The following is a 23,324-nucleotide window of genomic DNA, read 5'->3' as shown; positions in this document are numbered from 1 at the left end:
GTCACTCGATCCATGACGAGCAGCGCTGAGCCGACGTACTCCAGTCCTTCACTGACTTCGTCGGTGAAGGAGCCCGTCTCGAGGTCGAGAAGGACCCGGGCGGTCTCGTACAGTTCTTCGGGCTCCTCCTCCATGGCCCAGGAGGCGTTGCGGCCTCGGTCGAGGTGCACCCGGTAGAACGTCATGGACCCGACGGGGACGCCCTCGACCGCGCGGGGCGGGCCGTCGGGGCCGCGTACCCGCTGGGGCCGACCAGTTCGTAACGAGGCCGCGCGCGTTCGTGGACGACAGAGCCCCCTGATTCCAGGCTGTGGAATCCGGGGGCTCTGAGTCGTGGACGGGGAGTGCGGGTCAGCTCTCGGGGGAGTCGTCGGTGAGGCTGTCCGTGCGGCTGCGGCGTGCCAGGACGAGAGCGCCTCCGCCTGCTGCGATCAGCACGGCCGCGCCACCGACCAGCCACGGTGTGGCGTCGGCTCCAGTGTGGGCGAGGGAGCCCGTCGGCGTTTTCTGCGTGGAGTCCTTGACCGAGGTCGCGGCGACGGGTGAGGAGTCGGGCTCCGGTGCGTCGCTGCCCGAGGCGGAGGGGGTGGCACCTGCGGTACCGCTGTTCGGCTTGCCCGGACTGGACGGGGAATCGGTGGGCGTGTGCGTCGGCTTGCTGGAGGGGTCAGGCTTCGGGTCGGTGGCCGTCTTGGCGTTGGTGACGGTCACCGTCACCGGGGCGCCGGGACCTGCAGTAAACGTCTTCGTCGGCTTGTAGAGGTCGTAGCCGGCAGGAGTCTTGATCTCCTTGACCCAGAACTGCGTCCTGCGGCTCGACACGGGCAGTTCTCCGGAGGCGGCGCCCTTGGTGCCGGTAGTCAGGGTGAGCAGCGTGGAGGTGCCGGTGCCGATGTTCACGGTCGCGCCGGGCAGGAGGCTTCCGGTCTTGTCGTCCTTGGCCTGCAGGAGGACCTTGGCGGCCTTGAACGGGTCGGTGATCGTCAGCCGCGTGGTCGCGCTCGGAGTGACGATGACGTCCTGATCGCTGACAACCTCGTGGAGCGGGCTGCCGGAAGCCATCTGCTTGAGCCGGTAGACGCCCGGCGCGAGGTCGGGGAAGGTCAGACTCCCCTGGGCGTCGCTCTGTCCGCGTGCGGCTTCCTGGCCGGCGGAGTCCAGCAGCAGGAACGCGGCGCCGGGCAAGGCGTCTCCGGCCGTGTCCTTCGTAGTGATCTCGACGCTGCCCGCGTCCAAAGCCGGTTTCGCGGCGGGAGCGGCGGAAGCCGAGGGGGTCGGTTCGGAGGGCTCGGCACTCGCGGCCGGCGCCCAGCTCAGGGTGCCGGCCGCGACGACGACGGCAGCAGCGGATCGGACGAGACATGCGTGCACGGGGAAGAGGACTCCTTGATCGGTCGGGGGAGGTCAGCCGGTGCGGCCGACGGCTGGGGTAGCCGGCCGGGTGGGAGTGCTGCGCGGGGTACGGCCAGCCGAGCGCCTGGGCCTGGACGCGGCCCAGGCGCCGGGGAACCAGACGGCGGTGTACTGCTCGATGGCGTCGCGCAGCCCGGTGGTGACGGCCCCGTCCCACGGCGGGCGGCCGGGGCGGTGATAGGTGTCGAATGTGCCGTACTGCTTGGTGTTCGGCCGGGTAGTGGTGGCTTCATCGCGGCGGTGGAAGGTCCCGTGGTCCACGAAGCTGAGCGCCACCGCGTCGATCTCGCCGCGTTCCGGGTGAACGACGGCGACACGCAGCCCTCCGTAGGTGTCCGCGTGGATGGTACGGGTGAAGTCGATCCGCATCCGCAGCGGTGCATCGGGGATCGGGGATCGGGACAGCGAAGTAGGTGTTGCCAACAACGGTGTGGTCGTGGAAGGGAAGGCACAGCTCGGCGAAGAACTCGGCGGCTTGCAGGGACAAGAGAGGCTCCGGTCGAGATCTGGCTGGTCCTACAGGCGCGGGCCGGGCAGGGCCGGTCGGCTGGTGGTGCTCCAGCGCGGGACGCTGGCCGCGGGCAGCGCAGCCGGACGGCGGGAGGAGACAGCCCGCTGCACGTCGAGCGGAGTGGGAGCCGGCGGGCCCGGCGGGAGGATCGGGGTGAGCTGGGCCATCCCCTTGATGTAGCTGGAGGTCACCTCGCGCCACCGGGTCAGGGGAGCCGGATCGGCGACGCACTCGGTGACGGCGGTGAGCAGGGCGACCGGGGTGTCGGTGCTGGCCGTGGCGTACCAGACGGGCCGGTCGATGGACTTGCCCGCCCACAGCTGCCAGCGCGCGTCGCGCGTGGTCAGTTCGGTTTCCGGATCGAGGTCGCCGGTGGTGAACTCCATGCCGGCGAGCCCGTCCGGGGCCTGGACCGCGAAGACGCCCCAGCGCGGACGGTCGATCTCCCAGCCCTGCTTCAGAAGCGGCACGACCGCGAGGAAGGGATCGTGCTCGTCGATGCCAGAGACCGGCCGGGCAAGGTAAGCATCCGGCCCCTGCTCGTACGCCGTGGCCAGCATGGTGGTGAACGCCTGGACAAACTCGGTGGGAACGCGGTCGTTAAAGCAGACGCCCCACGCCGGCGGTCCGAAGGAGTCCTTGTAGGCGTTGATGCGCCAGAGCCCGTCGTCCTCGCCTTCGGGCAGGTAGCCCAGGCGCACGCGCCGGTCGGGAGCGCTCACGTACACGTTGGAGTCCTCGTCGTACCGCAGGTCCCAGCCAAGGTCGAGCAACGGGGCGAGGGCGGGGTCGCCGGTTCCGGTGGTGGAGGCGAGGTGGCGCGGGGAGACGTAGACGTCGCCGTCGATCTCGTGGTGCGAATCGGGCTGTGGGTTCATCGGTCTGCCCTCGTGGTGACGGTGATCTCGTCGGCGGCGGTGTCGAGGCGTTCGGTGACCTCGGCGGTGGTGCGGCCGGTGACGATGTAGAACCCGGCCCTGGCGGTGAACAGGTCGCCGTCGGGCGACAGGACGAGCTCGTCGCCGATCTCGCGGATCCAGTGCACTTGGCGCAGCCAGGGGGTGTGGGCGGCGAAGGGCTGGTTGATGTGCCGGGCGGTCAGGGTGCCGGAGGTATCCGGGTAGAGCATGCGGATGCCCGCGGCCCCGCTGCGGGTCGGGGTGAGGTCCGGCGCTCGGCCGCAGGCGAGGTCGGCGGCGGCCCGGGGCAGGTCTATGCCGGTGGCCAGACGGACAAGGTGGCCGATCATGTCGCCGCCGATCCTGGCATTGACCTCGATCAACCGCGGCCGACCGTCCACCAGGCGCAGCTCGACGTGCTGCACACCGTCGGTGATCCCCAGGGCCTTGACCGCGGCAGCGGCGGCCGGGGCGACCTGGGCCAGGAGTGGGTCGGCGGCATCGACGGTGTGCCCGGCCTCGTCGAAGTACGGCGCGGGGCCCAGGTGCTTGCGGGTCACGGCGACCGCCGTGGTCGCTCCGCGGTGGGTGACGCATTCGACCGAGAATTCCGGCCCGTCGAGGTACTCCTCGACCAGGACGCCGGTGTCCTCGCGACTGCGGCTCGCTCCGGCCGAGGCGAACGCGAACGCGGCGGGCAGTTCTTCGGGCCGGTCGACGCGGATCACGCCGATGCTGCCCGCGAAGGCCGCGGGCTTGATGACCGCCGGCAGGCCGAGGGTCATCGTCGCCAGGCCGGCCTCCAGTAGAGTCCGCGCCCTTATCGAGGCGGCCGAGGGCACGCCATGGCGGGCGAACAGAGCCCGAGCGGTGGCCTTGTTGCGACAGGCCCGCATCACCTCGACGGACGTCGAGGACAGACCGAGCGCGCGGGCGAGACGGGCGGTGGGGACGAGGTGCCACTCGTCCCAGGTGACCACGCCGGCAAGGTCATGGTGCTCGGCCAGCGCCCGGCCGCCGGCGAGCAGCGCTGCAGGGTCGCTCAGATCGACCACGGTGTGGTCGACGATGAACGGCTTCTCCCACGACGGCTCGGTGCCGGTGAGCAGGACGACGTCGTACGCGGCGGCCACCTGCTCCAGGCAGTAGCCGCGGTAGGTCTCGTCGCCAGGAGAAACGACGAGCACGAGAGGACGAGCGGACAAGAAGGGGTTCTCCGTATCGGTGGACGGCGGCACGAGGGAAGAGAGGGGCGTCTCAGGCGGCACGGCGGCGGCGCAGTTCGAACGCCGCAGCCCAGTGAGGGTGTTCGCTGATCAGGCGGCGGGCGTAGAGGGCGGTGTAGTTGTTGTTCAGCCCGGCGACCCCATGAGGGAGCTGGCAGCGCAGGTCCTCGAACAGGTCCTTCAAGCTGACTCGGGTTGCGCCGACGGCCAGGCGGCGAGCGGCCATGCGTTCCAGGGCCCGGTAGACGTGCGGGTTGTGGGCGTCGAAGGCGTGGAACTGCTCGGTGATGGTGCGACCAGTCGTGCGGTGCGATCCAAGGGCGGCAATGGACATGAAGTTCTCCACAGGCTGGGGACGCAACAAGGTCAGGTGCGCAGGGCGGGATCGGTTCGCAGGCGGGCGAAGGCGCAGAACAGACCGAGGGCCTGCAGCGCGGCGCAGACGGTGATGACGTGGCCCAGCGCATCGGGCGGAGTGAGCGCGGTGAGCACGCCGGCGACGGGGAAGGGCAGCAGGAGGATGAGGATGGTCGCCGACAGCGTGCTGCCGAACTTCTCCGGAGGGATCAGACGGGAGCGCAGGGTGCGCAGGACGACCGTCATGCCGCCATCGCCCGCCATGAGGACCGCGACCAAGACGAGGTAGGACCGGTAGTCGGGGGCCTGGGCAGCGGCGAGACAGCCGAGCGAGGAGACGGCGGCGCAGGCGGCGCCAACCGGCCACAGGCCGAGGCGGTCGAGCGCGAACCGGCAGAGCGTGACGCTGAGGAGCGTCGCTGCGGCAGCGGCGGACCAGACCAGGCCGACAGCGGTGGTGGACTGCCCGAAATGCTTGACGACGATCACGGGGCCGGCCGCTTGGAGAAGGCCGGTGGCCAGGTTGGACAAGGTCAGCCCGGTCACGAGCCAGCCGAGCGCGGGCAGCGAGCGGATGGTGCGCCACCCGGTGAGCAGTCCGGCGCCGGACTGCCCCTTCGGCACACGGGCCGGTGCCACGGGCGAGGGCGGGGTGCGCAGGGCGAGCAGCGCGGCAAGCAGCGAGAGCATGGTGATCACCGCGAGCATCGACGGCGGCCCGGCAAGCAAGAGCACTCCGGCGAGCGCCGGACCGGCCAGGGTCGCCGTCTGGTCGATGCCGAATAGGACAGCCTGGACACGGTGGGCCCGCCGTCCTGCTCGGCGTCCGGCGGCGGCACCCGCGGTCTCGGCCGCGATATAGCTGAACTCGGTGAGCACGCCGGTCGTCGCCGCCAGCACCATCACGGTCGCGCTCGCCACGGTGCCGGACGGGTGGAGATGGAGCAGGACCGCGCCAGCGGCGAGAGCCAGCGCCCTCCCCAGGGAGGCCAGGTGGAAGACCACCGCGGCACCGCGCCGGTCAACGACCGATCCGGCCCACCCAAACGCAGCAAGCCGCGGGATCCACTCCAGGGCGAAGGCGGCGCCCGTCAGCGCGGCGGATCGCGTCGTGGCCAGGACGAGCAGCGGGATGCCGTAGGTGGACATCGCGAACGCCAACGCGTCCGCCGTGCGCGGCAGGTAGATGCTGCGCATCAGCCCGCCCGTGTTGCGTGCGTGCCGGGGTGTGACCGCTGCGTTCACGCGACCGGCTCAGGCTCAGACACCCTGGCCACCTGGGGGTTGTCGGCCAGCCACTGGATCAGGAGCGTGCGGGGACGAGTCAGCCCCGCCTCGGCTCCGTCGCCGATCAGCGGGGAGGGAGCATCGGCTCGCTCGGCGGTGAGCGATGGTGCCAACAGGTCGAGGACGTGCCGGATACGGCTGCTGAACTCGCAGGCGGGGGCCGGGGCGGCGTGACGCCGGGCCCAGCGGGCCATCACGTCGTACAGATCTGCCAACTCCATCCCGGCGTCGGTCAGTTCCAGACCGGCGCCGGGCGCGACCCGGACGAGACCGTGGGCATGGGCCGTGTCCGAAGCGCTCCGCAATTGGTGCGTGGAGAGGTCGGGCAGGACGCCGGGCAGCCGTCGCGGCGGTATGGCGCCGTTGTCGTCGATCTCGGTGACCAGGCGGACCAGGGGGCGTGAGGCGAGCAGTTCGACAGCGCGGTGCACTTCGGCAGAGCTGTAGAGGATGCTCATCGGCGCGGGCCTCCCGCCGGGATGGCTGCCTTCGGGCGGGCGATCGTGGCGTGCGAGAAGAGATCGCGGTTGTGCCACGCCGGAGAGGACTGGGGCGTCCGAGCGCGTGGGAGCGCCGCGGGGGCCGGTCGTGACTGGCTGCTGACCCACGGCCTCTGCGCGGGCTTCGCCTGCGGGTTCCCCCAGACCGGGTGTTGGGACGCCTGGTCGAGGGACTGCCCGGCGGACCATGCGGACAGGGTGCCGAGAACGGGGCTCAGGCCGTCGCCTGCTGCGGAGAGCCGGTAGGGCCGGCCGGTGCCCTTGGTGTCGACGAGACCGTCGGCGACCAGCTGCCGCAGCGGCGGATAGATGTTGGTCCAGTCGCTGCTGGGCATCACGATCCGGGCCAGGGCTCGCCCGCTGACCTCCTGGCGGGACTTGAGCACCCACAGGATGGCGGCGGCGTGACGCCGGGTAAGCAGGGTGAGGCTGTCCTCGATCTGCTCGATCGCGGGCAGCGGGCGGTCCGCCTTCTCCAAGTGTTCCTCGGCCCAGGTGACGATCATCGGCAGGACCGGCAGCAGGGCAACACCACGGTTGGTGTGGCCATCGGTCACGTGCCGTGAGGTGTGTTCGGTGCGTTCGACGAGTCCGGCGTCGCACAGCGCCTTGAGCTTGGGGTGGAGCTGGCTGTTCTGCAGCCAGGACACCTTGGCCGCCAGCTCGCTGTAGCGCTGCGGCGGGCCGGAGAGGGCCAGGAGGATCCTCACGTTCCAGCGCGGGGTGATCATGGCCAGGGCCTCGGTGACCCGGGCGATGTCGGCGTCGGTGTCACGGGGCAGAGCGGTGATGGCCAAGGGAGGAACTCCTGGGTGAACGAAAGGGGGATGGTCTGCGGGTCAGCGGCTGTGCGCCGGGCTCTGCGCCGCAAGAGGCGGAGCTGGAGCAGGCGGCGAGGGAGTCGGCGGGGCCAGCGTCGGGGCCGGGATGCGGGCCAGGCTTTGCAGGACGGCGGCGACCGATTTGGCCTGGACCTCGCGGACGGCGACGGCTTCGGCGAGGCGGCGTGCACCGTCGAGGAGGTGGGAGACCTCGTGCGGGCCGATCTGCCGCTCGGGGTGGATGAGCCGGGCGAGGTGGTCGCGGTGGAAGTCGATGCTGCGCTCGGCGAGGGCGAGATCGTCGTGCATGCCGAGCAGGGCGGAGAGCATGCCGGGCGGCTGGGCCTGGGCGTGGGCTTCGAGGTCGGCGAGCGGTGCGCCGTACAGGTCCTCGATCCGTCCGGCTATGTCGGTGGACGTGGGGTGGGGCAATCGAGGGCTTTCACGGTCGGCGGGCCCGGGCCGCCCCGGCACGCGGGGGTGCCGGGGCAGCGGACGGGGGCAGGGTTGCGGTGGCGCTGAGCGGTGCCGTGCGGACGGGCCGGGCCTGCTGCGCAGGCGGGGGCATGGTGCGCAGCAGCTCGCCGAGGGCGGCGCGGTAGCCGTCGCGGGCCTCCAGTGCCGCGTCCAGCCACTGCGCGTCGAAGCGGAGCCTGTCGGCCGACAGTTCGCTCATGTCGCGGTCGGGAGATCCATGTCGGCGTATACGCAGTCGCGGACACGGGCGACCTGCTCCTCGGTGAGCGCCAGGAAGGACCGCAGCTCCAGGGCACGGGCGAACGCTGGCGAGGCATCGTGGCCGGCAGCCGCCTCGTACAGCTCGGGTACCGGCTTCCCGAAGACCTTCTGCAGGTCGCCGTCCATGGTGCTGGCCTTGTCCCGGCTCATCGGGCGGCCCTCGTCGACCGCCACGCCGTCGCCGGTGCGGCTGTACTCGCAGGCCGGTTGGGGGAGCTGGTCTGCACCGCCGGCCCGGTGCGGGGCCGAAGACGGGCGAGGCGCTCTGCGGCGAGGTCCTTCTTCCCTGGGGCGTCCGGGTCGAGGAGCCATCGCACGACCAGGGCCCGGCCGTCGCGGGCGGTGACGGCCGCGTTCACCCGGTGGGCGAGGCCCATCGTCGGGTCGTCGACCTCGCTGGGCTGGGTATGCAGTGCAGCGAGGAGGTCGTCCTCCGCGCGCTCCAGCACGGACTGGGCCTCAACGAGAAGGCCGTGCCACTTGACGACGTCGGTGGCGTCAGGGTTCGCGGTCGGCGCGGCGGCGACCGCGGCCTTCAACTGGTCCATGCCCATGTCGAAGCGCGCTTCGATCCGTTCGGTGAGCACGCCCACGACATCCGCAGAATCCTCGGACATGCCGTCGGACAAGGGGGATCTCCTGTTCTGGATAGGCCGATGCGTAGGGAATGTGAGGGGCCCCGTACTGGGCGATCAGCCGCTTGCCGGGACGTGCTGAAGTCCGGTCAGTCCAGGCACATACGGACGTCGCGGTACACGTACGTGCCGGAGACCCAGCCCTTCACGCCGGTCGTCTTGTCCGTGATGTAGACCCAGTTGCCGCTCTTCTTGGAGACGGTGAACTTGTGGCTCTTGTAGAGCACGCCGAGCGCCGTGGACTTCGAGCTGGCCTTGGACCGGATGGTCACGGCCTTGGCGTGCACTGCGTACGGCAGCGGCGGGAGGGACGAGCAGTTGCTCGCGGGGAGAGCGGAGGCGGAGGCGGTGGTCGGTGCCGCGTTGGCGGTGGTGGCGGACAGCACCGGCAGAGCGAGTGCGCCGAGCATCGCGGCGGATATGGCAATTCGGGTGGAGCGCATGCGGAAGAAACCTCCGTGAAGGCGTGGGGAATGTAGGGAAGGGCGCCGCGGGGTTGTCCCGGCGGCTGTATAAGAGTCCGGAGAATCGCCGGTTTGGCTAACCGGCGATCGTCGGCTATGTTGCGCCGCCCGCGTCGGGCTGAGCGCTCAGCGCGAACGGCCGGGCGGGCGCGGAGCAGGGGCCTTCGCCACACCGGCCGGACGGCTGGCGGCGGCTGCCGGGCGGACCGGCGGGAGAGGGCCGGCCTCGCCAGTGAGCCGGTCGTCGCACCACTGCAGGGCCTCGCCCACCGTGTCGAAGCCGCCCTCGCGCAGGGTGTGCGTCCACGTCTCGGTGTCGACCTCTTCGACCACGACGCGGAACGGCGACGGGGCGCGCTCGTCAAGAGCGCGCAGGGCCACGACCACGACCATGTCGTCGGGGTCGTCGCTGGTGTAGGAGTAGCCCATGGCGTAGTGGTCGCCGTCGTCGGCGAGGCGTCGCTCCAGTGCTCGCGTGGCCTCGTCAGCCGGCGGCGGGCCCAGCTCGGGGTCGAGGCCGATGGCATCGTGCGGGCAGCCGCGGTGGATGAGCCAGGACTGCGCCATCGCGGGCAGCGGCAGCGGGGCCTTCTCGAAGCTGAACGTCCGCTTCTCGTGGTCCCGTTGCAGATGCACGGCGAGCACCTGGGGCAGGCCGGGGTGTCCCCAGGTCGCGGTGCGGTCGAACAGGACGTAGTAGCTGTGCGGACCGTCGTGATGTTCGGCGAGGGGGACGAGCATGTCCTCGTGGACGCCGACCTTGCGGTAGAAGTCGGCCCGGCGGGCGGCGAACAGCGCGGCTCTTCCGGCGTCGGTGAGCGCGACCGGCTGGCCGGCGTGTACGGGGTGGCCGGTGTCCCGGGCGACCAGGCCGGCGGCCTCCAGCCGCCGTAGCTTGGTGTGGGGGATGCGGGTGCCGGAGGCGGCTGTGACGGACATCCGGCCGGTCAGCAGGTGTTCGTAGAGCTTGGCGCCGTCGGCGATGGCGAGCAGCGCCGCCTGGTCGTCCGTCGAGAGCTGCTGCGCGACGGGCGCTGCTGCGGCTTCGATGGGCTCCAGGGCGGCGAGCACATCCCGGGCAGCGGCGTCCCGCGCGTCGGCAGCCTCTTCCAACTGGTCCACGGTGCGGTCGATACGCGTGAACAGAGCGCCGTCGACGTCGAACTCGCCGCTGGACAGGCGGTTGAGGAGGCGCAGATGGAAGATGACGCCAGTCTGGGTCTTGGCCAGCTTCCGGTGCCGGTCCACCAGTTGGGCGTGCTGCTCGTCGAGGACGCCGCGGTCGCGGTAGGCCCACAGGGTGTCGATGTCGTGCCCGGTGGCGGCTTCGAGGCGAAGGTCGAGCGGGGAGACCGCACGCCGGGAGGGTGTCGGCGCGGGTTCAGGGGGCATAGGCGACGCTCCGTGCGTTCAGCGGGTGGGATGGTGCGCGGGGTTCGGTGCGGGACGGGGCAGACCCGGTGGCGCAGTGGGCGGCGGACCGGGCCGGGGCACGGGCGCGCGGGCGGCCAGTTGCGGGGAACGGGAGCGTGCCGCGTGGGTGCGGGCGCTCAGCGGCCGACGAGTCATGCCCAGACGGCGGCCGACCTCGTCGTAGACGTCGTTGCCCGCACGTGGCCGGATAGCGACGACGTGGATCTCCTTGTGGTGGGCGGACTCCGCGGGCGCCGGCCGGACGGCGTAGACGACACGCCAGTCCTTGCGGGAGTCCACGAACAGCTTTCGACAGCCCTCCAGGTCACCGTCGAGGCGCAGCCCGAAGCGCTGCGCGTTCACGACTTCCTGCAGGTAGGCAAGGGTGAGGTCGCGTACGTCGCTGGGGGCCTGGAGAAGATCGGTCAGCGCGCGCGGATCGAAGCTCAGTCCGAAGGCGGGCTGTCCCTGTCCCGCGGTCATGACGCCGGCTCGTCCTGGTCAGCGGCTTCCGCCGTGGCCGCCGTCTCCGTCCGCACGGACGGCGGCGGACCCGGCAGGAGACGGTGTGCGGGCCGGTCGGGAGAGGTCATGCAGGCCGACAGCGGGCCGCCCGGTGCGCGGATCGCCGCGACGGCGTGGGTGAGGAAGTCCCGGTGCCACACGAACAGACCGGAGAGCCCGGCTTCGGGGTCCTTGTGCTGCTGGTAGGCGAGCCACAAGGCATGGAGCCAGGCCACGACGTCGTCGTGCTCCTGCCACTGCAGGCACCAGGGCGCCGCGGTGGTGACCTCCGCCCCGTAGACCGGGAGGAAGAAGTCGTCGACCCAGTCGGACAGGGCGTCGAGTTCGTCCTCGCGTTCCTCTCCGTCCAGTTCCAGGATCGGGCGGGGCTCCGGTGGAGCGGCGGCCGGCGGGCCGCCGATTCCCGGCATGCCGAACGCGGCGAACGGTGATCCACTCGGCGACGGGTCGGACGCGAGGTGGTCGAGCTGCTGAGCCTGTTGCGCCGACTGCTCCATGAGCCGCCGCACGCTCGCCTCGATTCCCTCCAGCTGTGGATCCGGAATACGAATCGGCTCCAACTCTCCATCGTCGGCAGGTTTTGCGGATTCGGGCATTGAGAAGTTCGGCCTCCTACGAGACGTGGAATGAGGGAAGTGCGGGGGCGCCCTCGCGCGGCGCCGCCGGCGGATTGCACGTTCCTCCGGCGGTGTATTTCGCCTACGCCTGCGGTGGGAGCTGGTCGCCTTGGCGACGGGCAAGGACGCGGCTCAGTCGGTGAGAACCACGTCGTCCTGCGTGAGGGTTGCGTGGATCGTCTCCGTGAGCCGGTCCGCCGCGATCGACGCGTAGTGCTCGGTCTTCTCCACGCCGATGAAGTCCCGGCCTTCCAGCAGGGCGGCCACGCCCGTGGAGCCGGAGCCGGCGCAGAAGTCGAGGACCGTGCCGCCCTCGGGGCTGATCTTGACCAGCTCGCGCATCACCTCGACCGGCTTCTGCGTGATGTGCTGGCGCTTCGCGCCAGAGGGCTGCGAAGCCGAGTACATGCCAGGCAGGTAGACGGGGTTGCGGGAGCCGTCGATCGGCCCCTTGCTGGCCCAGACGATGAACTCGCAGTTCTGGGTGAACCGGCCCTTCTGGGGCCTGGCCTGCGGCTTGTGCCAGGCCAGGACACCGCGCCACAGCCATCCGGCCGCCTGGATCGCGTCCGTCGTCGTCGGGAGCTGGCGCCAGTCGGTGAACAGCAGGGCCGTCCCGCCGGTCTTGGCAAGGCGGTGGGCTTCGGTCATGATCTGCGTCAGCCAGAACGAGTAGGACCGCTGGTCCATGTTCTCGCCGGTGAAGTCGGCGAGGTCGTTCTTGGCGTCGGCGGAGGTGTACTTCTGCTTCGCGGAGCGCGTGGTGCGCTCCTTCGCGGTCCGGCCTCCGCTGTTGTACGGCGGGTCGGTGATGACGGAGTCGACGCAGCCGTCCGGAAGGCCGGAGAGAACGGCCAGAGCGTCGCCCTGGTGAAGGGAAAAAGGCAAAGAGGAACCCCGATTCGGGTTGCGGAAACGCGGAGGGAAATAGCCGCCTCGCGCAGGAGCCCTCGCGGGCCGGAAGTGGGCATGCAGAAGCCCAGGGCCGCAGACCGAGGAGGGCGAGGGGGAGTCCAAAAACTGTAGAGGCGAAACCGCCGACGACCAAGAAGTGCCCTGTCGAGGTATCGGTTTCCGGCACCTCACGCCGAATTTTTGGTCAACCGCCGATCCGCGCCTACTGTTTTTGAACCGCCCGGCGCACACCGCCGCTGGCCACTCCCCTGCCACACCTCACGGAGGTACCCCTTGCCCCGGCACACCTAGCTCACGGCCCGGCCCGCGGAGCGAGCGGCAACTCGCCCCGCACCGGCCCGTCCCGATCGCCCACCCCAGCTGCCGCGCCCTTCCGAGACGCCTCGCGCACGCGGTATGCCGGACACCGCACCCCCAAGGACACGTTCATGACGTCTCGCTACCCACCCATGCCCGAAACCGCTGACCGGCGAGCGGTCCGCTCGGATTGAAGGGGCTCGCCGCCGGCATCGGCGTCGTCTTCCTCTCCCCGATCCTGATCGCTGGCACCGGCATGATGCTGGCCTCCTCGGCCGACGCCGTGCAGAGCAGCGGCTCCTTCAGCAGCTGCCTGAGCGACATCGACAGCGACAAGGTCACCGAACAGGTCACCAAGATTCTCGACGGCGCCTCCGGCAAGGACGTGCACGTCGAGGGCCTGGACCTGCCCGCCGAGCAGGTCCCCAACGCCCAGACCATCGTGGCCGCCGGCCTCTCCCTCGACGTCCCCAAGAAGGGACAGATCATCGCGCTCGCCACGGCGATGCAGGAGAGCCGACTGCGCAACCTCGCCTACGGCGACCGCGACTCCCTCGGCCTCTTCCAGCAGCGCCCTTCCCAGGGCTGGGGCAGCGCCGAGCAGATCCGCGACCCCACCTACGCGAGCGAGCAGTTCTACAAGCACTTGCTCAAAGTGAGCGGGTGGCAGCAGATGACCGTCACCCAGGCCGCCCAAGCCGTGCAGAAGTCCGGCCTGCCAGACGCCTACGCGCAGTGGGAGAAGCTCGCCACCGCGCTGCAGGGCGCCATCGCCAAGACCTTCCCCGGCGGCGGTGACACGGACGCCAAGGACACGGACCAGGACAAGCAGTCGGCCACGACCGGCTGCGCGCCGGGCCAGGACGGTTCCGGGTTCGGCCGCATCCCCGAGGGGAGCGTCCCGAAGGGTTACTCGATCCCCAAGGACGCCGATCCGAAGGCGCGCAAGGCCATCACCTGGGCGATGCAGCAGCTCGGGACGCTCTACCAGTGGGGCGGCTCCTGCACGAACTCGCATGGTCCTGACCCCATGGGCCGCTGCGACTGCTCCAGCCTGATGCAGCAGGCGTACGCCCACGCCGGAATCACGCTCACCCGCACCACGTACACGCAGGTCAACGAAGGCAAGGCGATCTCGCCCGCTCATCTCAAGCCCGGTGACCTGATCTTCAGCCGCGGCACCGCCGCACGGCCCGAGCACGTCGGCATGTACATGGGCGAGGGCCTCGTGATCGAGGCGCCGCGCACCACCAAGCCGGTTCGGATCACCCCGATCAAGGACTGGACGATTCTCGCCACCCGCCGCGTCCTCTGACGCCGCACCCGCCCGGCTTCGCCCCGGGCGGTCCGGCCTTGCGGCCACTTCCATGCCCTTCGCGCACCTCCCCCTCCGCTTTCGCCTTCCCCGCCGGCCCTCGCTGGGCCCGCGTATGCAAGGAGCCCCACCACCCCTATGTCCGTCCCCCTCGCAGACCGCGTCATCCAGCTCGCCTACGACCCAGGAATTTCACCCAAGGGCGGTGGCCTACCCGGCCTGAGCGTGCTGAAGAACGTCGTCAACTCGATCAACATGTTCGGCATCATCGCCGTCGTTGGCGCCCTCGCCGTCTCGCTCGGCGTCTGGGCGTGGGGCCACCACACCGGTGGCCACCAGGCCGAGGCCAACGGGAAGAAGGGCGCCGTGGTCGCCGCCGGCGCCGCCCTCGGTCTGGGCGCCGCGAACGGCATCGTGGCCTTCTTCTCCGGCCTGGGCTCGCAGGTCCACTGATGCGGACACGATCCCCGTCCCTCTCACTGTCCTCGTACGGCTCGGGGTGGTCGGCCAACCGGCGCATCGCGATCGTCGCCGCCGCCGTCGCCGTCCTGCTCGCCATCGCCGGGGTCGTCGCCCTGCTGACCGGAGGCGGGAATAGCCACCAGGCTCCGGGCACCGCGGCGCCTGCCCCAACCGGCAGCCTGTCCTCCTCCGAGGGCGCCCCGAAGCCTTCCTCCGGATCCGGATCGGTGCCCAAGCCGCTGCAGATCTCCGAGCCGGTCGCCTACGCCAAGGCAGCAGCCCAGATGCTGTGGGCCTACGACACCCGTGACACCAGCCGCGACCAACAGCTCGCCGGCATGCGCGCCTGGATGACCGCCGAGACCAAGTACGCCGACTGGGCCTCGGTCTCCGGCCAGGTGCCCGATCCGGTGCTGTGGTCACGGATGGCCGACCAGGACCAGCACGCCACCGCCCACGTCACCGAGGGCCACTACCCCGGCGCGTTCAAGCAGGCCCTGGCCGAGGACCCGTCCGCGATCACCGAGGCGTACATCTACGTCGTCACCGTCAACGGCAAGCAGACGCTCAGTTGGAAGAAGGGCGGCGGAGGGGCCGAGGAACGGGCCGTGACCCTCGCCGTCCAGTGCCGCCCGAACCACGACTGCACCCTGGCCGCCATCGCTCCGAGCGTCACGCAGTGACCCGCGCCTGACACACGAAAGGAGGAGCAACTCCCCGTGGGCTTCTGTGATTACCCCCTGGCCGACAAGTTGTGCACGGTCGGCGACGCGGTGGATTTCGCCTCGGACCCCGGCAAGGCCATCGGTGACTGGATGGCGAAGTCCGCCGGTGAACTGGCCGCCGCCGCGGCCAACCTGGCCGCCGAGGCGGTCGACACCACCACGAAGGTGGATCTGAACGCCGGATGGTTCCGTGACAACTACGAGATGCTGCTGCCACTGGGCCTGGTCCTGCTGGTCGCCACGTTCTGCGCACAGCTGGTCCGGGCCGCCATCCGGCGCGACGGGCAAGCTCTGACACAAGCGTTCACCGGCACCATGAGCGGCGTCCTGTTCGCCTTCTGCGCCATCGCCCTGACCACGGTGGCCGTCGAAGTCGTCGACGCCGTCAGCGACGGCCTGTTCAAGACCGCGAACCTGAACATGGAGGCGGCCGTGCGCCGCATCGTGAAGGTCAGTCAGATTGCGTCGCTGGCCGGGCTAGGCTGGCTCGTCCCGGTCGTCGCCGGCCTCGGCGCAGCCATCGGCGCCTTCCTCTACTGGTGCGTAATGATGGTTCGCAAGGTCGGCATCCTCGTCATGGTCACGCTGGCCGTCTTCGCCTCCGCCGGCGGCGGCTGGGAGGTCGCCCGGCGCTGGCGCAAGGGCTGGATCGAAGCCACCGCCACCCTCGTGGTCTCCAAACTGCTGATGACCGTGATCTTCGTGATCGGCATCGCCGCCATGGGCAAAACCGAGGCCAAGGACGGCATCGCCGCTCTGGCCGACGTCATGTCCGGCATCGTGATCATGATCCTGGTGCTGCTGTGTCCGTACGCGGTCTTCAAGTTCGTGCACTGGGCGGCCGACGGGACCGACGGGGAGTCCATCCACCGTGCCGGCGGCGCCGGTGCGCAGATCGCGAAGGCGCACGCCGAGAAGGCCGCCCGCAAGGCCGCCGCTGCTGCGGCCACCGCCGGAACCGGGGGCGCTGCCGCCGGCGCGGGTGCCGCACCGCAGGGCCCCGACGGCGGTGGGTTCCCCGGCGACGTCGCTGCTAACCCGACCGGCGGAGGCGGCGAGGGCAAGGAGGGATCGCAGAGCGGCGGAACGGGTGCCTCGCCCGGCGGCGACGCGGTCAAGTCTGGCTTGGAGAAGGCCGTCCAGCCCGCGCCGACGAGCGTGTCCGACGACACCAGCGGCCAGGTGGGCGGCAGCCCGGGGCCTGGCGGATCCGGCGCGAGTGCCGCGTCTGGGCAGAGCGGCGGATGGCAGTCCACTCCGCCGACCACAACCCCGCCGCCGCAGGGGGCACCGCCGTCCTCCGGCACGCAGAACGCCCCGTCCAGCGAGGCGAGCGGCCCCCCGCCGCCTCCGACCGGCCTCTGATTCCCTGACCGACTCCCGGGGGCGGGATGTGCACGCGCCCTCCCGCCCCCGGGTTCAACCCGCGCCTCCAGGACCCGCCCCTTGACTGATCTTTCCGTCGCCCCGGTCACGGTGAAGTTCCCGCACCGGAGCCGCCGCGGCATCCTCCTCGGCCTCTCCCTGCCCCAACTCGTACTCGTCTCCTGCATGCTGGCCCTGCTGCTGATGACGGTGATCTCCACCGGGCTGCTCGGCGCCGTTGCCCTGGCACCGCTGTGGGCGGCATCCGGGGCACTCGTCGCGATCCGCCGGCACGGCCGCTCCTTGATCGACTGGGCGCCGATCGTCACCCGGTATGCGCACCGTCGCCGCACCGGCCAGACCCTCTGGCTTGCTCGGCCCGTCACCCGGCCCCGGCAGGACGGCGTCCTCCATCTGCCCGGCACCGCCGCTTCCCTCAAGGTGGTCACCCCCGGCGACTCCGCCAACGGCGCCGCAGCCGTCCACGACCCGCACCAGCAGACCCTGACCGCCATCGCCCGCGTCACCAGCCGCGCCTTCGCCCTCCTCGACCCCGCCACCCAGAACCACAACGTGAGCAGCTGGGGACGCGCGCTCGCGGGCATCGCCCGCACCGGGCACATCGCCACCGTGCAGGTGCTGGAACGCACCGTCCCCGACTCGGGCGACACCCTCAGCCGCCACTGGACCCACAACGGGCAGCCCCAGACCCCCGTCGCCGGACAGATCTACTCCGAGCTGGTCTCCTCTGCCGGCCCTGCCGCCGCCCCGCACGAGACCTACCTCGCCATCTCCCTCGACCTCAAGGCCGCCCGGCGCCTGATCAACCAGGCCGGCGGAGGGCTGCCCGGGGCGTTCACCGTCATGCAGCAGACCACCGCGTCCATCGCGCAGGCCGCCCGCAACGCAGGTCTCCAGGTCACCGGCTGGCTGAGCGCACGGGAAATCGCCGCCGTCATCCGCACCGCCTACGACCCAAAGGCCCTCGCCGCGCTCCAGCAGTGGTCCGAGACCGGCCGCGCCGAGGCCGACCCCGCAGCTGCCGGGCCCGTCGTCCAGTTCGAGGAGTACGACCGCCTCGCCACCGACAGCGCCCGGCACGCGACGTACTGGGTGGAGAACTGGCCAAGGACCGAGATGGGGGCCGGGTTCCTGCACGGGCTGATGTTCACGGCCGGCGTGCGCCGCAGCCTCTCCCTCATCTACGTGCCGCAGGGGCTCGAGTCCGCACTGCGGGACGTCCAGCGCAAGAAGGCCGCGATCATCGCCGATGCCAACGAGCGCGCCCGCCGCGGACAGGTCGATTCCGAAGAGGACTCCGTCGAGTACGCCGACGTCAAAACCCGCGAACGCCAGCTCATCGCCGGGCACGCGGACGTCGCACTGACCGGCCTGGTCACCGTCACCGCCGAGACCGACGCCCTCCTGGACGCCGCCTGCGCACAGATCGAGACCCACGCCGTCACCTCCGGCGTCGACCTTCGTCGGCTCAACTACCAGCAGCCCGACGCCTTCGCCCTCACCGCGCTGCCGCTCGCCCGCACCGCCCTGTGAACCAGCCGCGCCCGTGCGCACCCCTGACCCACCGCACTCCGGATCACCCGCGACGGGACGCCCCTCACTGCCCTGCCTACCGGCAGGAAGGACCACCACCTTTGACCTCTCCTACGCGCCCCGACGACGCGCACCCCTACCTCCGCGCCGCGAGCGCCGGCATCCGCCACCACGCACGGACCTTGGCGCCGTCGGACGCGGACCCGCCCAAGCCCGGAGATCGTCTGCACCTTGACGTGCTGCACGCCCACCTCACCGCTCTGCTCCAGCTTCTGGACCGGCTCGCAGACCACACCCGGCCCCCGCACCCAGTCGCCGGACGTCACCTGGCCACTGCCCACACCAGGCTCTGGCAGGCCACCAGCGAAGTCCACGCCGCCTTCCACCTGCTGCCCGGCACACCCCAGGCGGACGCCGAGACAAGCGCCTGCCATCCAGAGCGGCTCCCCGAGGGCCCGCCCGTGCTGACGATCTGCCAACGCCACCTCGCCGCCGGACACGTAGTCCGCCGCAAAACCACCCCCACCGACCTCCGGCCGCACACCACGGCCTGCGTGCGATGAGCACCACCCGCAGAATCGAGGGCCCCCGATGAGCCACCGGCCCGCCCGTCGCGCCCGCCGCGCGTCCGCCAGCCCGTTGTTCACCCCTCACGGCACCGACCGCGCCAGCCGCAAGGCCGCCCGCCGCCAGCTCGCCGAGGCCACCGCCAAAGTCCGCGCCGAAGCCAGCGCCCACCAGAGCGAAGGCACGCCCGCCGAGCACCAGATGCCCGCCCCGCTCTACCCACCGAGCGGACGCCCCGGGCCCGCCTCCTCTCGCGGGAACCGGCTGAAGCTGCCCGCCCACCGCATGACCACCGCGGTCGCGGCCGGCGCCTATCCCTTCCTCGCCGAAGGCGGACTCGGCGCCGAGGGCATCTACATCGGCCGCGACGTCCACGCCGAAGCATCATTCGTCTTCGACCCGTTCGCTCTGTACGGCAAAGTCGAGGGATTCACCAACCCGAACCTGCTGCTCGCCGGCGTGATCGGCCAGGGCAAGAGCGCCCTCGCGAAGTCCTTCGCGCTACGGTCAGTCGCCTTCGGATACCGCGTCTACGTACCGTGCGACCCGAAGGGCGAGTGGACGCCGGTCGCCGAGGCCCTCGGCGGCCGGTCCGTCGCCCTCGGTCCCGGACTGCCCGGACGCCTGAACCCCCTGGACGCGGCCCCGCGCCCGGAGAGCGTGGCCGAGGCTGACTGGGTCGGCGAGATCCGCAAGCGGCGCCTGCTCCTGCTCAGCTCCCTCGCCCGCACCATCCTGGGCCGGGACCTGATGCCCATGGAGCACACCGCCCTGGACGTCGCCCTCGACGCCGTCGTCACCCGCGCCGCCGACACGCACCGCACCCCGCTCCTCGGCGACGTCGCCGCCGCCCTCAACAACCCCCGCGAGCTCGACGAGGCCGCCGGGATGATGTCGGGCCAACTCGGCGACGCAGCGCGAGACCTGGCCCACGCCATGCGGCGCCTGGTCCACGGCGACCTGGCCGGCATGTTCGACGCCCCCTCCACCGTCGCATTCGATCCGAACGCGCCGATGCTCACCATCGACCTGTCCCGCCTGGGCGGCTCCGGGGACGACACCGCCCTCGTCCTGGCGATGACCTGCGCGAGCGCCTGGATGGAATCCGCCCTCTCCGATCCCAGCGGCGGCCGGCGCTGGATCGTGTACGACGAGGCATGGCGCCTGATGCGGCACGTCGGCCTGCTCCAGCGCATGCAGGCCCAGTGGAAGCTCAGCCGCGGCCTCGGCATCGCCAACCTCATGGTCATCCACCGGCTGTCCGACCTGCTCACCGCTGGCGACGCCGGATCACAAGGCCGGGCCCTGGCCGAGGGACTCCTCGCCGACTGCAGCACCCGGATCATCTACCGCCAGGAGACCGACCAGCTCCACGCCGCGGCATCCCTGCTCGGTCTGACCTCCGTCGAGATGGACGCCATCGCGCACCTCAACCGAGGGCGTGGCCTGTGGAAAGTCGCAGGTCGGAGCTTCATCGTTCAGCACCTCCTGCACAGCCATGAACTGGCGCTCTTCGACACCGACGCCCGTATGCACTGAGGACCAAGAGGCCCGTGAAGCCCGACTTCCAACGCGACTTGATACCGAGCGACGAGGTGTTCCAGCTTATCGGCGCGCTCAATGCGATGAAGGACGAACTGCTCAACGCTGCCCAGCAGTGGGAGCTGCTGGACGAGAACGGACACGTACCGGCCACGCCTTCCTACACCGCGCTGCTCCAGCACGCCACCGACGCACAGGACCTCTCCCGCGATGTCCTCCGGCTCACTGCTAACTTCGCCCGGAGCCCACACCACACCACCCGCGCCGGCGGCACCGTTCTGAAGCATCTCGGCCCGGCGGCGACCATGTCGAGCCACGCAGCCCCGCACTTCACCGAGTCTGCGGAGTGTGCCCTTGCCCTGCCCCGGTCTGCCAACCCGACCGACCGGCACTACCTCGCGAATCGCATGGTCATCGACCACGCCTCAGCCCGCGCCTTCCTGCGGCGCACCTCGGAATCCCTTCGTGACGCGGCCAAGGAACTCGACGACCACCTCGGCTTCCAACGCTTCCTCGCGACGCTCACCCGTCAGGAAGGCCCGCCGGCGCCTCCGCCAACTAGGCCGGGCGGTCGCCACCGCTGACCGCGCCTGCCCCGAAGCCCGATCCACCCACATCCCAAGGAATGCTCTGAACCGCCCCGCTCATTTCAGCGACGCCGACTGGGCCGAATACCAGCAGTACCAGGCCGAGCACGACGACCTCATGGCGCAAGTCGCCGATCGTGCAGCCCAGCTGGAACACGACCTGATCGCCGCCTACGACGAGTACGAACTCGACTCCAGGCCGGTCCCGAAGCCAGAAGCCGACCTCGCTCGCCAAACGCCTCCGTCACACCGACGGGCGTCCCGCAGGGAAATCCGTGGCCGCTGACGAGGCGAACGCTACGGCCGCCCGCGCGACTCCGCTCGCGCCACTTCCCGACCACCGCGACGTGAACATGCCGTGGTGGCAGGAGCTGTGGCGTCGCCACGCGCACATCACCACGCCGCTGCGAGCGCGCGGACTGCCCTGCGACATCGAGTTCGGCCTCAGCGCCTACATCGTGCGCGTCTCGCTCCCTGACAACAGCTACCTGATCATCAGTCCGCCGCAGGAACCGTCCTCCGACCACCCGCCCGGAGACCCCGAGGGCTGGATCGCGACCCGCGAGCACCCCGACGACCAGACGCTGTTCGAAGTCCTCTACGACTCCGCCCCCTCCGACAGCCCCGGCGCTCGCCAGCACCCCGAAGCCCGCCACGGCGGCAGCGCCCAACCCCTGATCGACGCGATCGACCACCGCCTCGCCCAGCTCGGACTGCTACCGCACCCCGTTCTGCCCCACGAAAGCCCCCACGTGCACCCGCCCCAACTGACGCCACCGCCCCCGTCCCAGGACGCCCCCGGCACACCAGACCGTCGCCCCGCCTACGTCTACGGCGACGCGCTGCGCGAGCTGACCGACCGGCTCAACGGAGCCGAGTCGCACGCGGATGCCGCTGCCCTTTTGCATCAGATCCTGGAACCCACCGACGGCCTGCTGGCACAGCTCGGCGAGTTCTTCGAAGCAGCCGGCGAGAAAGCCAAGGAAGCCAAGGAGGACGACGGCTTCGACCTGTCCTACGACCTCGCCGACGCCGCTGCCGAGATCCGCAGCCTCGGAGAGGTCCTGCACGTGGCCGAGGACCGGATGCGGGCCCTCACCCCGCTCGCGCCCGCACCGCGGCTGCCCTCCACCCCGGCTCGTGCACCGTCCCTTCCGCCGCGAGCCCTCCCGTCAGCTCCGCCGCGGCACACGCGCTGACGGCGCACCGCCGCCTCCCTCCAGGAACACATGACCTCGCCCCGCACCGATCTGTCCGCCTTCGCCACCGGCCTCGCTGACCGCCTGCCGGGCATCTGGGCCAGCGATTATCAGCGCCACGCGCAGTACGCGGACCAGTTTCCCCGTACCGAGCAGCTCTGGGACGCCGGTCACGTCGACTACCGAACCGTCATCTGTCCAGCTCACCGACGCGCGTAACCCTCCCAATCGCCCTACCGTGAGGCATGAGCACTGATCGCCCCCGCCCGAAGCGCGCGACCCAGATCGCCATCGAATTCCTCGCGCTCTGGGCAGAACGCGACCGGTCATTCGCGGCAGCCCACATCAGTACCACCCTCGGGCTCGCCGACGTTCCCGAGCCCGCACGGTCCGAAATCACCTCCGCCATCGCCGGCCTTCTCAACCTCAGCATGATGGCCGTCATGGAAGTCGGACAGCGCAGAGCCTGCGAAGCCGCCGAAGCGTCCGGTCGGCACAGGGATGACGTGTCGGTGGAAGAGCGCCTCGCTGCCACATCCGCGTACATCCAGGAGATGTCACTCGGGATGCCTGAAGACCCCGACGCAGTCGACCGCTCCTAGCGGCTACGACCTACAAGGGCTTCTGATAGACCTCAGGCATCGGGTGCCCCGTACCTTTGCTCCACTTGCGCCACTGGTGCCGCTGGGCGTTGTACTCCGTGTCAGCCTTGATGTCGCCGCCACGAGACTGGGCGCCGCACTCGCAACGCCAGTGCCAATTCATCTCGTTCTGGGACCAGTCGTACCCGGAGTCTGAGGCGGTCTCTGACTGCGCCGCAGCATCCTGGAGCGCACGCCGAATGATCAACGCCCCGGCCACAACCACTGCGGCCGCCGCGCGACCGGCCCACCTTGGAATCTCCATGCGCCGAACCGTAACGCCTCGCTGCTCTCTGCACGCAGAAGGCCCCGGAACTGGTCCGAGGCCTCCGCCTAATCAGTCTTCGCCTGGCTGCCGGCGTGCGATGGGAGCCCGCCGCCTGCGGTCAACCTCGTCCAGCAAGTCGTAGTAGGCCGCCGCCACTTTCCTGCACTCCCGCAACACGATCGGGACTTTCCTCAGCACCAGGACGAGCGCGCCCAGCCCGCAGCCGATCAGCACTGCCCAGTCGTACGTCCTGCACAAGGAGGGCGTCGAGGTGATCAGCCTCCTGCACGAGGACATCGGCCCGATCGTGAGCTGGTCCATCGACCCGCGCACCGCCTTCAACGACCACCCGGCGGCCTGGTCCTCCCTCGACTCCCCGCCCGCCATCCGGGCATCGCGCGGCAGGCAGCCCCAGAGCGCTCCTGCCGTAGCCCTGGCGAAGGCCGGCACCCAGCGCCCCGCCGCCCGACGCTAGTTCCCC

Annotated in this window: 27 protein-coding genes and 2 pseudogenes; 12 read left to right on the top strand and 17 right to left on the bottom strand. The window is 70.7% G+C overall.

The features are described from left to right. Positions 1-351: 351 nt before the first annotated feature. The 16 genes and pseudogenes from ACZ7L5_RS04035 to ACZ7L5_RS03960 all read right to left on the bottom strand — a co-directional run bounded on the left by ACZ7L5_RS04035 (position 352) and on the right by ACZ7L5_RS03960 (position 12,294). Positions 352-1,371, bottom strand: a complete 1,020-nt coding sequence (locus ACZ7L5_RS04035; RefSeq protein ID WP_471514172.1) for a SpaA isopeptide-forming pilin-related protein — start codon at positions 1,369-1,371, stop codon at positions 352-354. 33 nt (positions 1,372-1,404) lie between these two features. After that, a pseudogene (locus ACZ7L5_RS04030) lies at positions 1,405-1,900 on the bottom strand (hypothetical protein). A gap of 29 nt (positions 1,901-1,929) precedes the next feature. Beyond that, complete coding sequence (locus tag ACZ7L5_RS04025; RefSeq protein ID WP_471514170.1) at positions 1,930-2,802, bottom strand: SPDY domain-containing protein; 873 nt, start codon at positions 2,800-2,802, stop codon at positions 1,930-1,932. Further along, positions 2,799-4,028: an ATP-grasp domain-containing protein gene (locus tag ACZ7L5_RS04020; protein ID WP_246040960.1), complete on the bottom strand. Its 1,230-nt coding sequence runs from the start codon at positions 4,026-4,028 to the stop codon at positions 2,799-2,801. The genes ACZ7L5_RS04025 and ACZ7L5_RS04020 overlap by 4 nt, the downstream gene beginning before the upstream one ends. A gap of 52 nt (positions 4,029-4,080) precedes the next feature. Continuing rightward, a complete protein-coding gene (locus ACZ7L5_RS04015; RefSeq protein ID WP_471514168.1) occupies positions 4,081-4,383 on the bottom strand; it encodes a hypothetical protein in 303 nt (100 codons plus the stop codon). A gap of 32 nt (positions 4,384-4,415) precedes the next feature. Beyond that, positions 4,416-5,651 (bottom strand): MFS transporter, encoded by a 1,236-nt coding sequence (locus tag ACZ7L5_RS04010; protein ID WP_471514166.1) that lies wholly within the window; start codon positions 5,649-5,651, stop codon positions 4,416-4,418. Then, positions 5,648-6,151, bottom strand: a complete 504-nt coding sequence (locus tag ACZ7L5_RS04005) for a regulator (RefSeq protein ID WP_471514164.1) — start codon at positions 6,149-6,151, stop codon at positions 5,648-5,650. The genes ACZ7L5_RS04010 and ACZ7L5_RS04005 overlap by 4 nt, the downstream gene beginning before the upstream one ends. Beyond that, positions 6,148-6,990, bottom strand: coding sequence for a winged helix-turn-helix transcriptional regulator (locus tag ACZ7L5_RS04000; protein ID WP_471514162.1), 843 nt, complete (start codon positions 6,988-6,990; stop codon positions 6,148-6,150). The genes ACZ7L5_RS04005 and ACZ7L5_RS04000 overlap by 4 nt, the downstream gene beginning before the upstream one ends. Positions 6,991-7,032: 42 nt before the next feature. Then, on the bottom strand, positions 7,033-7,446 hold the full coding sequence (locus ACZ7L5_RS03995) for a hypothetical protein (protein WP_471514160.1): 414 nt from the start codon (positions 7,444-7,446) through the stop codon (positions 7,033-7,035). 10 nt (positions 7,447-7,456) lie between these two features. Then, positions 7,457-7,902 (bottom strand): annotated as a pseudogene (locus ACZ7L5_RS03990) (hypothetical protein). Further along, a complete protein-coding gene (locus ACZ7L5_RS03985; RefSeq protein WP_471514158.1) occupies positions 7,899-8,381 on the bottom strand; it encodes a hypothetical protein in 483 nt (160 codons plus the stop codon). The pseudogene ACZ7L5_RS03990 and the gene ACZ7L5_RS03985 overlap by 4 nt, the downstream one beginning before the upstream one ends. Before the next feature lie 95 nt (positions 8,382-8,476). Continuing rightward, positions 8,477-8,830, bottom strand: a complete 354-nt coding sequence (locus ACZ7L5_RS03980) for an SH3 domain-containing protein (protein WP_314220270.1) — start codon at positions 8,828-8,830, stop codon at positions 8,477-8,479. 147 nt (positions 8,831-8,977) lie between these two features. Beyond that, positions 8,978-9,592 carry a hypothetical protein gene (locus ACZ7L5_RS03975; protein WP_471514514.1) on the bottom strand — a complete coding sequence of 205 codons (615 nt, stop codon included), beginning with the start codon at positions 9,590-9,592 and terminating at the stop codon, positions 8,978-8,980. 669 nt (positions 9,593-10,261) lie between these two features. Continuing rightward, complete coding sequence (locus tag ACZ7L5_RS03970) at positions 10,262-10,747, bottom strand: hypothetical protein (RefSeq protein WP_471514156.1); 486 nt, start codon at positions 10,745-10,747, stop codon at positions 10,262-10,264. Then, a complete protein-coding gene (locus tag ACZ7L5_RS03965; protein WP_471514512.1) occupies positions 10,744-11,286 on the bottom strand; it encodes a DUF4913 domain-containing protein in 543 nt (180 codons plus the stop codon). Before ACZ7L5_RS03965 ends, ACZ7L5_RS03970 begins: the two co-directional genes overlap by 4 nt. 252 nt (positions 11,287-11,538) lie before the next feature. Beyond that, positions 11,539-12,294: a DNA-methyltransferase gene (locus tag ACZ7L5_RS03960; protein ID WP_471514155.1), complete on the bottom strand. Its 756-nt coding sequence runs from the start codon at positions 12,292-12,294 to the stop codon at positions 11,539-11,541. Positions 12,295-12,808: 514 nt separating this feature from the next. On the opposite strand from ACZ7L5_RS03960, the gene ACZ7L5_RS03955 reads away from it, so the two are divergent. The 8 genes from ACZ7L5_RS03955 to ACZ7L5_RS03920 all read left to right on the top strand — a co-directional run bounded on the left by ACZ7L5_RS03955 (position 12,809) and on the right by ACZ7L5_RS03920 (position 20,732). Continuing rightward, the gene (locus ACZ7L5_RS03955; protein ID WP_471514153.1) at positions 12,809-13,933 is read left to right on the top strand and encodes a C40 family peptidase; all 1,125 of its coding nucleotides are present in this window, start codon (positions 12,809-12,811) and stop codon (positions 13,931-13,933) included. 138 nt (positions 13,934-14,071) lie between these two features. Then, positions 14,072-14,386 (top strand): DUF6112 family protein, encoded by a 315-nt coding sequence (locus ACZ7L5_RS03950; RefSeq protein WP_011031268.1) that lies wholly within the window; start codon positions 14,072-14,074, stop codon positions 14,384-14,386. Then, positions 14,386-15,078 (top strand): hypothetical protein, encoded by a 693-nt coding sequence (locus tag ACZ7L5_RS03945; protein ID WP_471514151.1) that lies wholly within the window; start codon positions 14,386-14,388, stop codon positions 15,076-15,078. The genes ACZ7L5_RS03950 and ACZ7L5_RS03945 overlap by 1 nt, the downstream gene beginning before the upstream one ends. 36 nt (positions 15,079-15,114) lie before the next feature. Further along, positions 15,115-16,485: an SCO6881 family protein gene (locus tag ACZ7L5_RS03940; RefSeq protein WP_471514150.1), complete on the top strand. Its 1,371-nt coding sequence runs from the start codon at positions 15,115-15,117 to the stop codon at positions 16,483-16,485. A gap of 81 nt (positions 16,486-16,566) precedes the next feature. Continuing rightward, complete coding sequence (locus ACZ7L5_RS03935) at positions 16,567-18,039, top strand: SCO6880 family protein (protein ID WP_471514149.1); 1,473 nt, start codon at positions 16,567-16,569, stop codon at positions 18,037-18,039. A gap of 101 nt (positions 18,040-18,140) precedes the next feature. After that, entirely contained in the window at positions 18,141-18,602 is a 462-nt protein-coding gene (locus tag ACZ7L5_RS03930) for a DUF6238 family protein (RefSeq protein WP_471514148.1), read from the top strand. Positions 18,603-18,630: 28 nt separating this feature from the next. Beyond that, positions 18,631-20,145 carry a VirB4 family type IV secretion system protein gene (locus ACZ7L5_RS03925; protein WP_471514147.1) on the top strand — a complete coding sequence of 505 codons (1,515 nt, stop codon included), beginning with the start codon at positions 18,631-18,633 and terminating at the stop codon, positions 20,143-20,145. Positions 20,146-20,159: 14 nt separating this feature from the next. Next, positions 20,160-20,732 (top strand): hypothetical protein, encoded by a 573-nt coding sequence (locus ACZ7L5_RS03920; RefSeq protein ID WP_471514145.1) that lies wholly within the window; start codon positions 20,160-20,162, stop codon positions 20,730-20,732. On the opposite strand, the gene ACZ7L5_RS03915 is transcribed toward ACZ7L5_RS03920, so the two are convergent. Continuing rightward, positions 20,707-20,970: a hypothetical protein gene (locus tag ACZ7L5_RS03915; RefSeq protein ID WP_471514143.1), complete on the bottom strand. Its 264-nt coding sequence runs from the start codon at positions 20,968-20,970 to the stop codon at positions 20,707-20,709. The two genes, ACZ7L5_RS03920 and ACZ7L5_RS03915, sit on opposite strands and share 26 nt — an antisense overlap. Positions 20,971-21,010: 40 nt before the next feature. On the opposite strand from ACZ7L5_RS03915, the gene ACZ7L5_RS03910 reads away from it, so the two are divergent. The 4 genes from ACZ7L5_RS03910 to ACZ7L5_RS03895 all read left to right on the top strand — a co-directional run bounded on the left by ACZ7L5_RS03910 (position 21,011) and on the right by ACZ7L5_RS03895 (position 23,318). Further along, positions 21,011-21,934 carry a hypothetical protein gene (locus ACZ7L5_RS03910; protein WP_471514141.1) on the top strand — a complete coding sequence of 308 codons (924 nt, stop codon included), beginning with the start codon at positions 21,011-21,013 and terminating at the stop codon, positions 21,932-21,934. Between the two features lie 30 nt (positions 21,935-21,964). Further along, complete coding sequence (locus ACZ7L5_RS03905; RefSeq protein WP_112438336.1) at positions 21,965-22,153, top strand: hypothetical protein; 189 nt, start codon at positions 21,965-21,967, stop codon at positions 22,151-22,153. A gap of 26 nt (positions 22,154-22,179) precedes the next feature. After that, a complete protein-coding gene (locus ACZ7L5_RS03900) occupies positions 22,180-22,536 on the top strand; it encodes a hypothetical protein (RefSeq protein ID WP_471514139.1) in 357 nt (118 codons plus the stop codon). A gap of 578 nt (positions 22,537-23,114) precedes the next feature. Beyond that, positions 23,115-23,318: a hypothetical protein gene (locus ACZ7L5_RS03895; protein WP_471514137.1), complete on the top strand. Its 204-nt coding sequence runs from the start codon at positions 23,115-23,117 to the stop codon at positions 23,316-23,318. Positions 23,319-23,324 lie beyond the last annotated feature (6 nt).

Source organism: Streptomyces sp. NPDC107528 (assembly GCF_055639295.1).
The sequence above is the reverse complement of the archived record's forward strand: the minus strand, read 5'-3'. Positions and strand labels throughout refer to the sequence as shown.

Bases quoted from the DNA above. Each gene is read 5' to 3' on its own strand.
- ACZ7L5_RS04025 (WP_471514170.1), bottom strand. From the start codon at position 2,802: ATGAACCCACAGCCCGATTCGCACCACGAGATCGACGGCGACGTCTAC.
- ACZ7L5_RS03980 (WP_314220270.1), bottom strand. From the start codon at position 8,830: ATGCGCTCCACCCGAATTGCCATATCCGCCGCGATGCTCGGCGCACTC.
- ACZ7L5_RS03965 (WP_471514512.1), bottom strand. From the start codon at position 11,286: ATGGAGCAGTCGGCGCAACAGGCTCAGCAGCTCGACCACCTCGCGTCC.
- ACZ7L5_RS03950 (WP_011031268.1), top strand. From the start codon at position 14,072: ATGTCCGTCCCCCTCGCAGACCGCGTCATCCAGCTCGCCTACGACCCA.
- ACZ7L5_RS03900 (WP_471514139.1), top strand. From the start codon at position 22,180: ATGAGCACTGATCGCCCCCGCCCGAAGCGCGCGACCCAGATCGCCATC.
- ACZ7L5_RS03945 (WP_471514151.1), top strand. From the start codon at position 14,386: ATGCGGACACGATCCCCGTCCCTCTCACTGTCCTCGTACGGCTCGGGG.
- ACZ7L5_RS03925 (WP_471514147.1), top strand. From the start codon at position 18,631: ATGAGCCACCGGCCCGCCCGTCGCGCCCGCCGCGCGTCCGCCAGCCCG.
- ACZ7L5_RS03905 (WP_112438336.1), top strand. From the start codon at position 21,965: ATGACCTCGCCCCGCACCGATCTGTCCGCCTTCGCCACCGGCCTCGCT.
- ACZ7L5_RS03975 (WP_471514514.1), bottom strand. From the start codon at position 9,592: ATGCTCGTCCCCCTCGCCGAACATCACGACGGTCCGCACAGCTACTAC.
- ACZ7L5_RS04015 (WP_471514168.1), bottom strand. From the start codon at position 4,383: ATGTCCATTGCCGCCCTTGGATCGCACCGCACGACTGGTCGCACCATC.
- ACZ7L5_RS04005 (WP_471514164.1), bottom strand. From the start codon at position 6,151: ATGAGCATCCTCTACAGCTCTGCCGAAGTGCACCGCGCTGTCGAACTG.
- ACZ7L5_RS03970 (WP_471514156.1), bottom strand. From the start codon at position 10,747: ATGACCGCGGGACAGGGACAGCCCGCCTTCGGACTGAGCTTCGATCCG.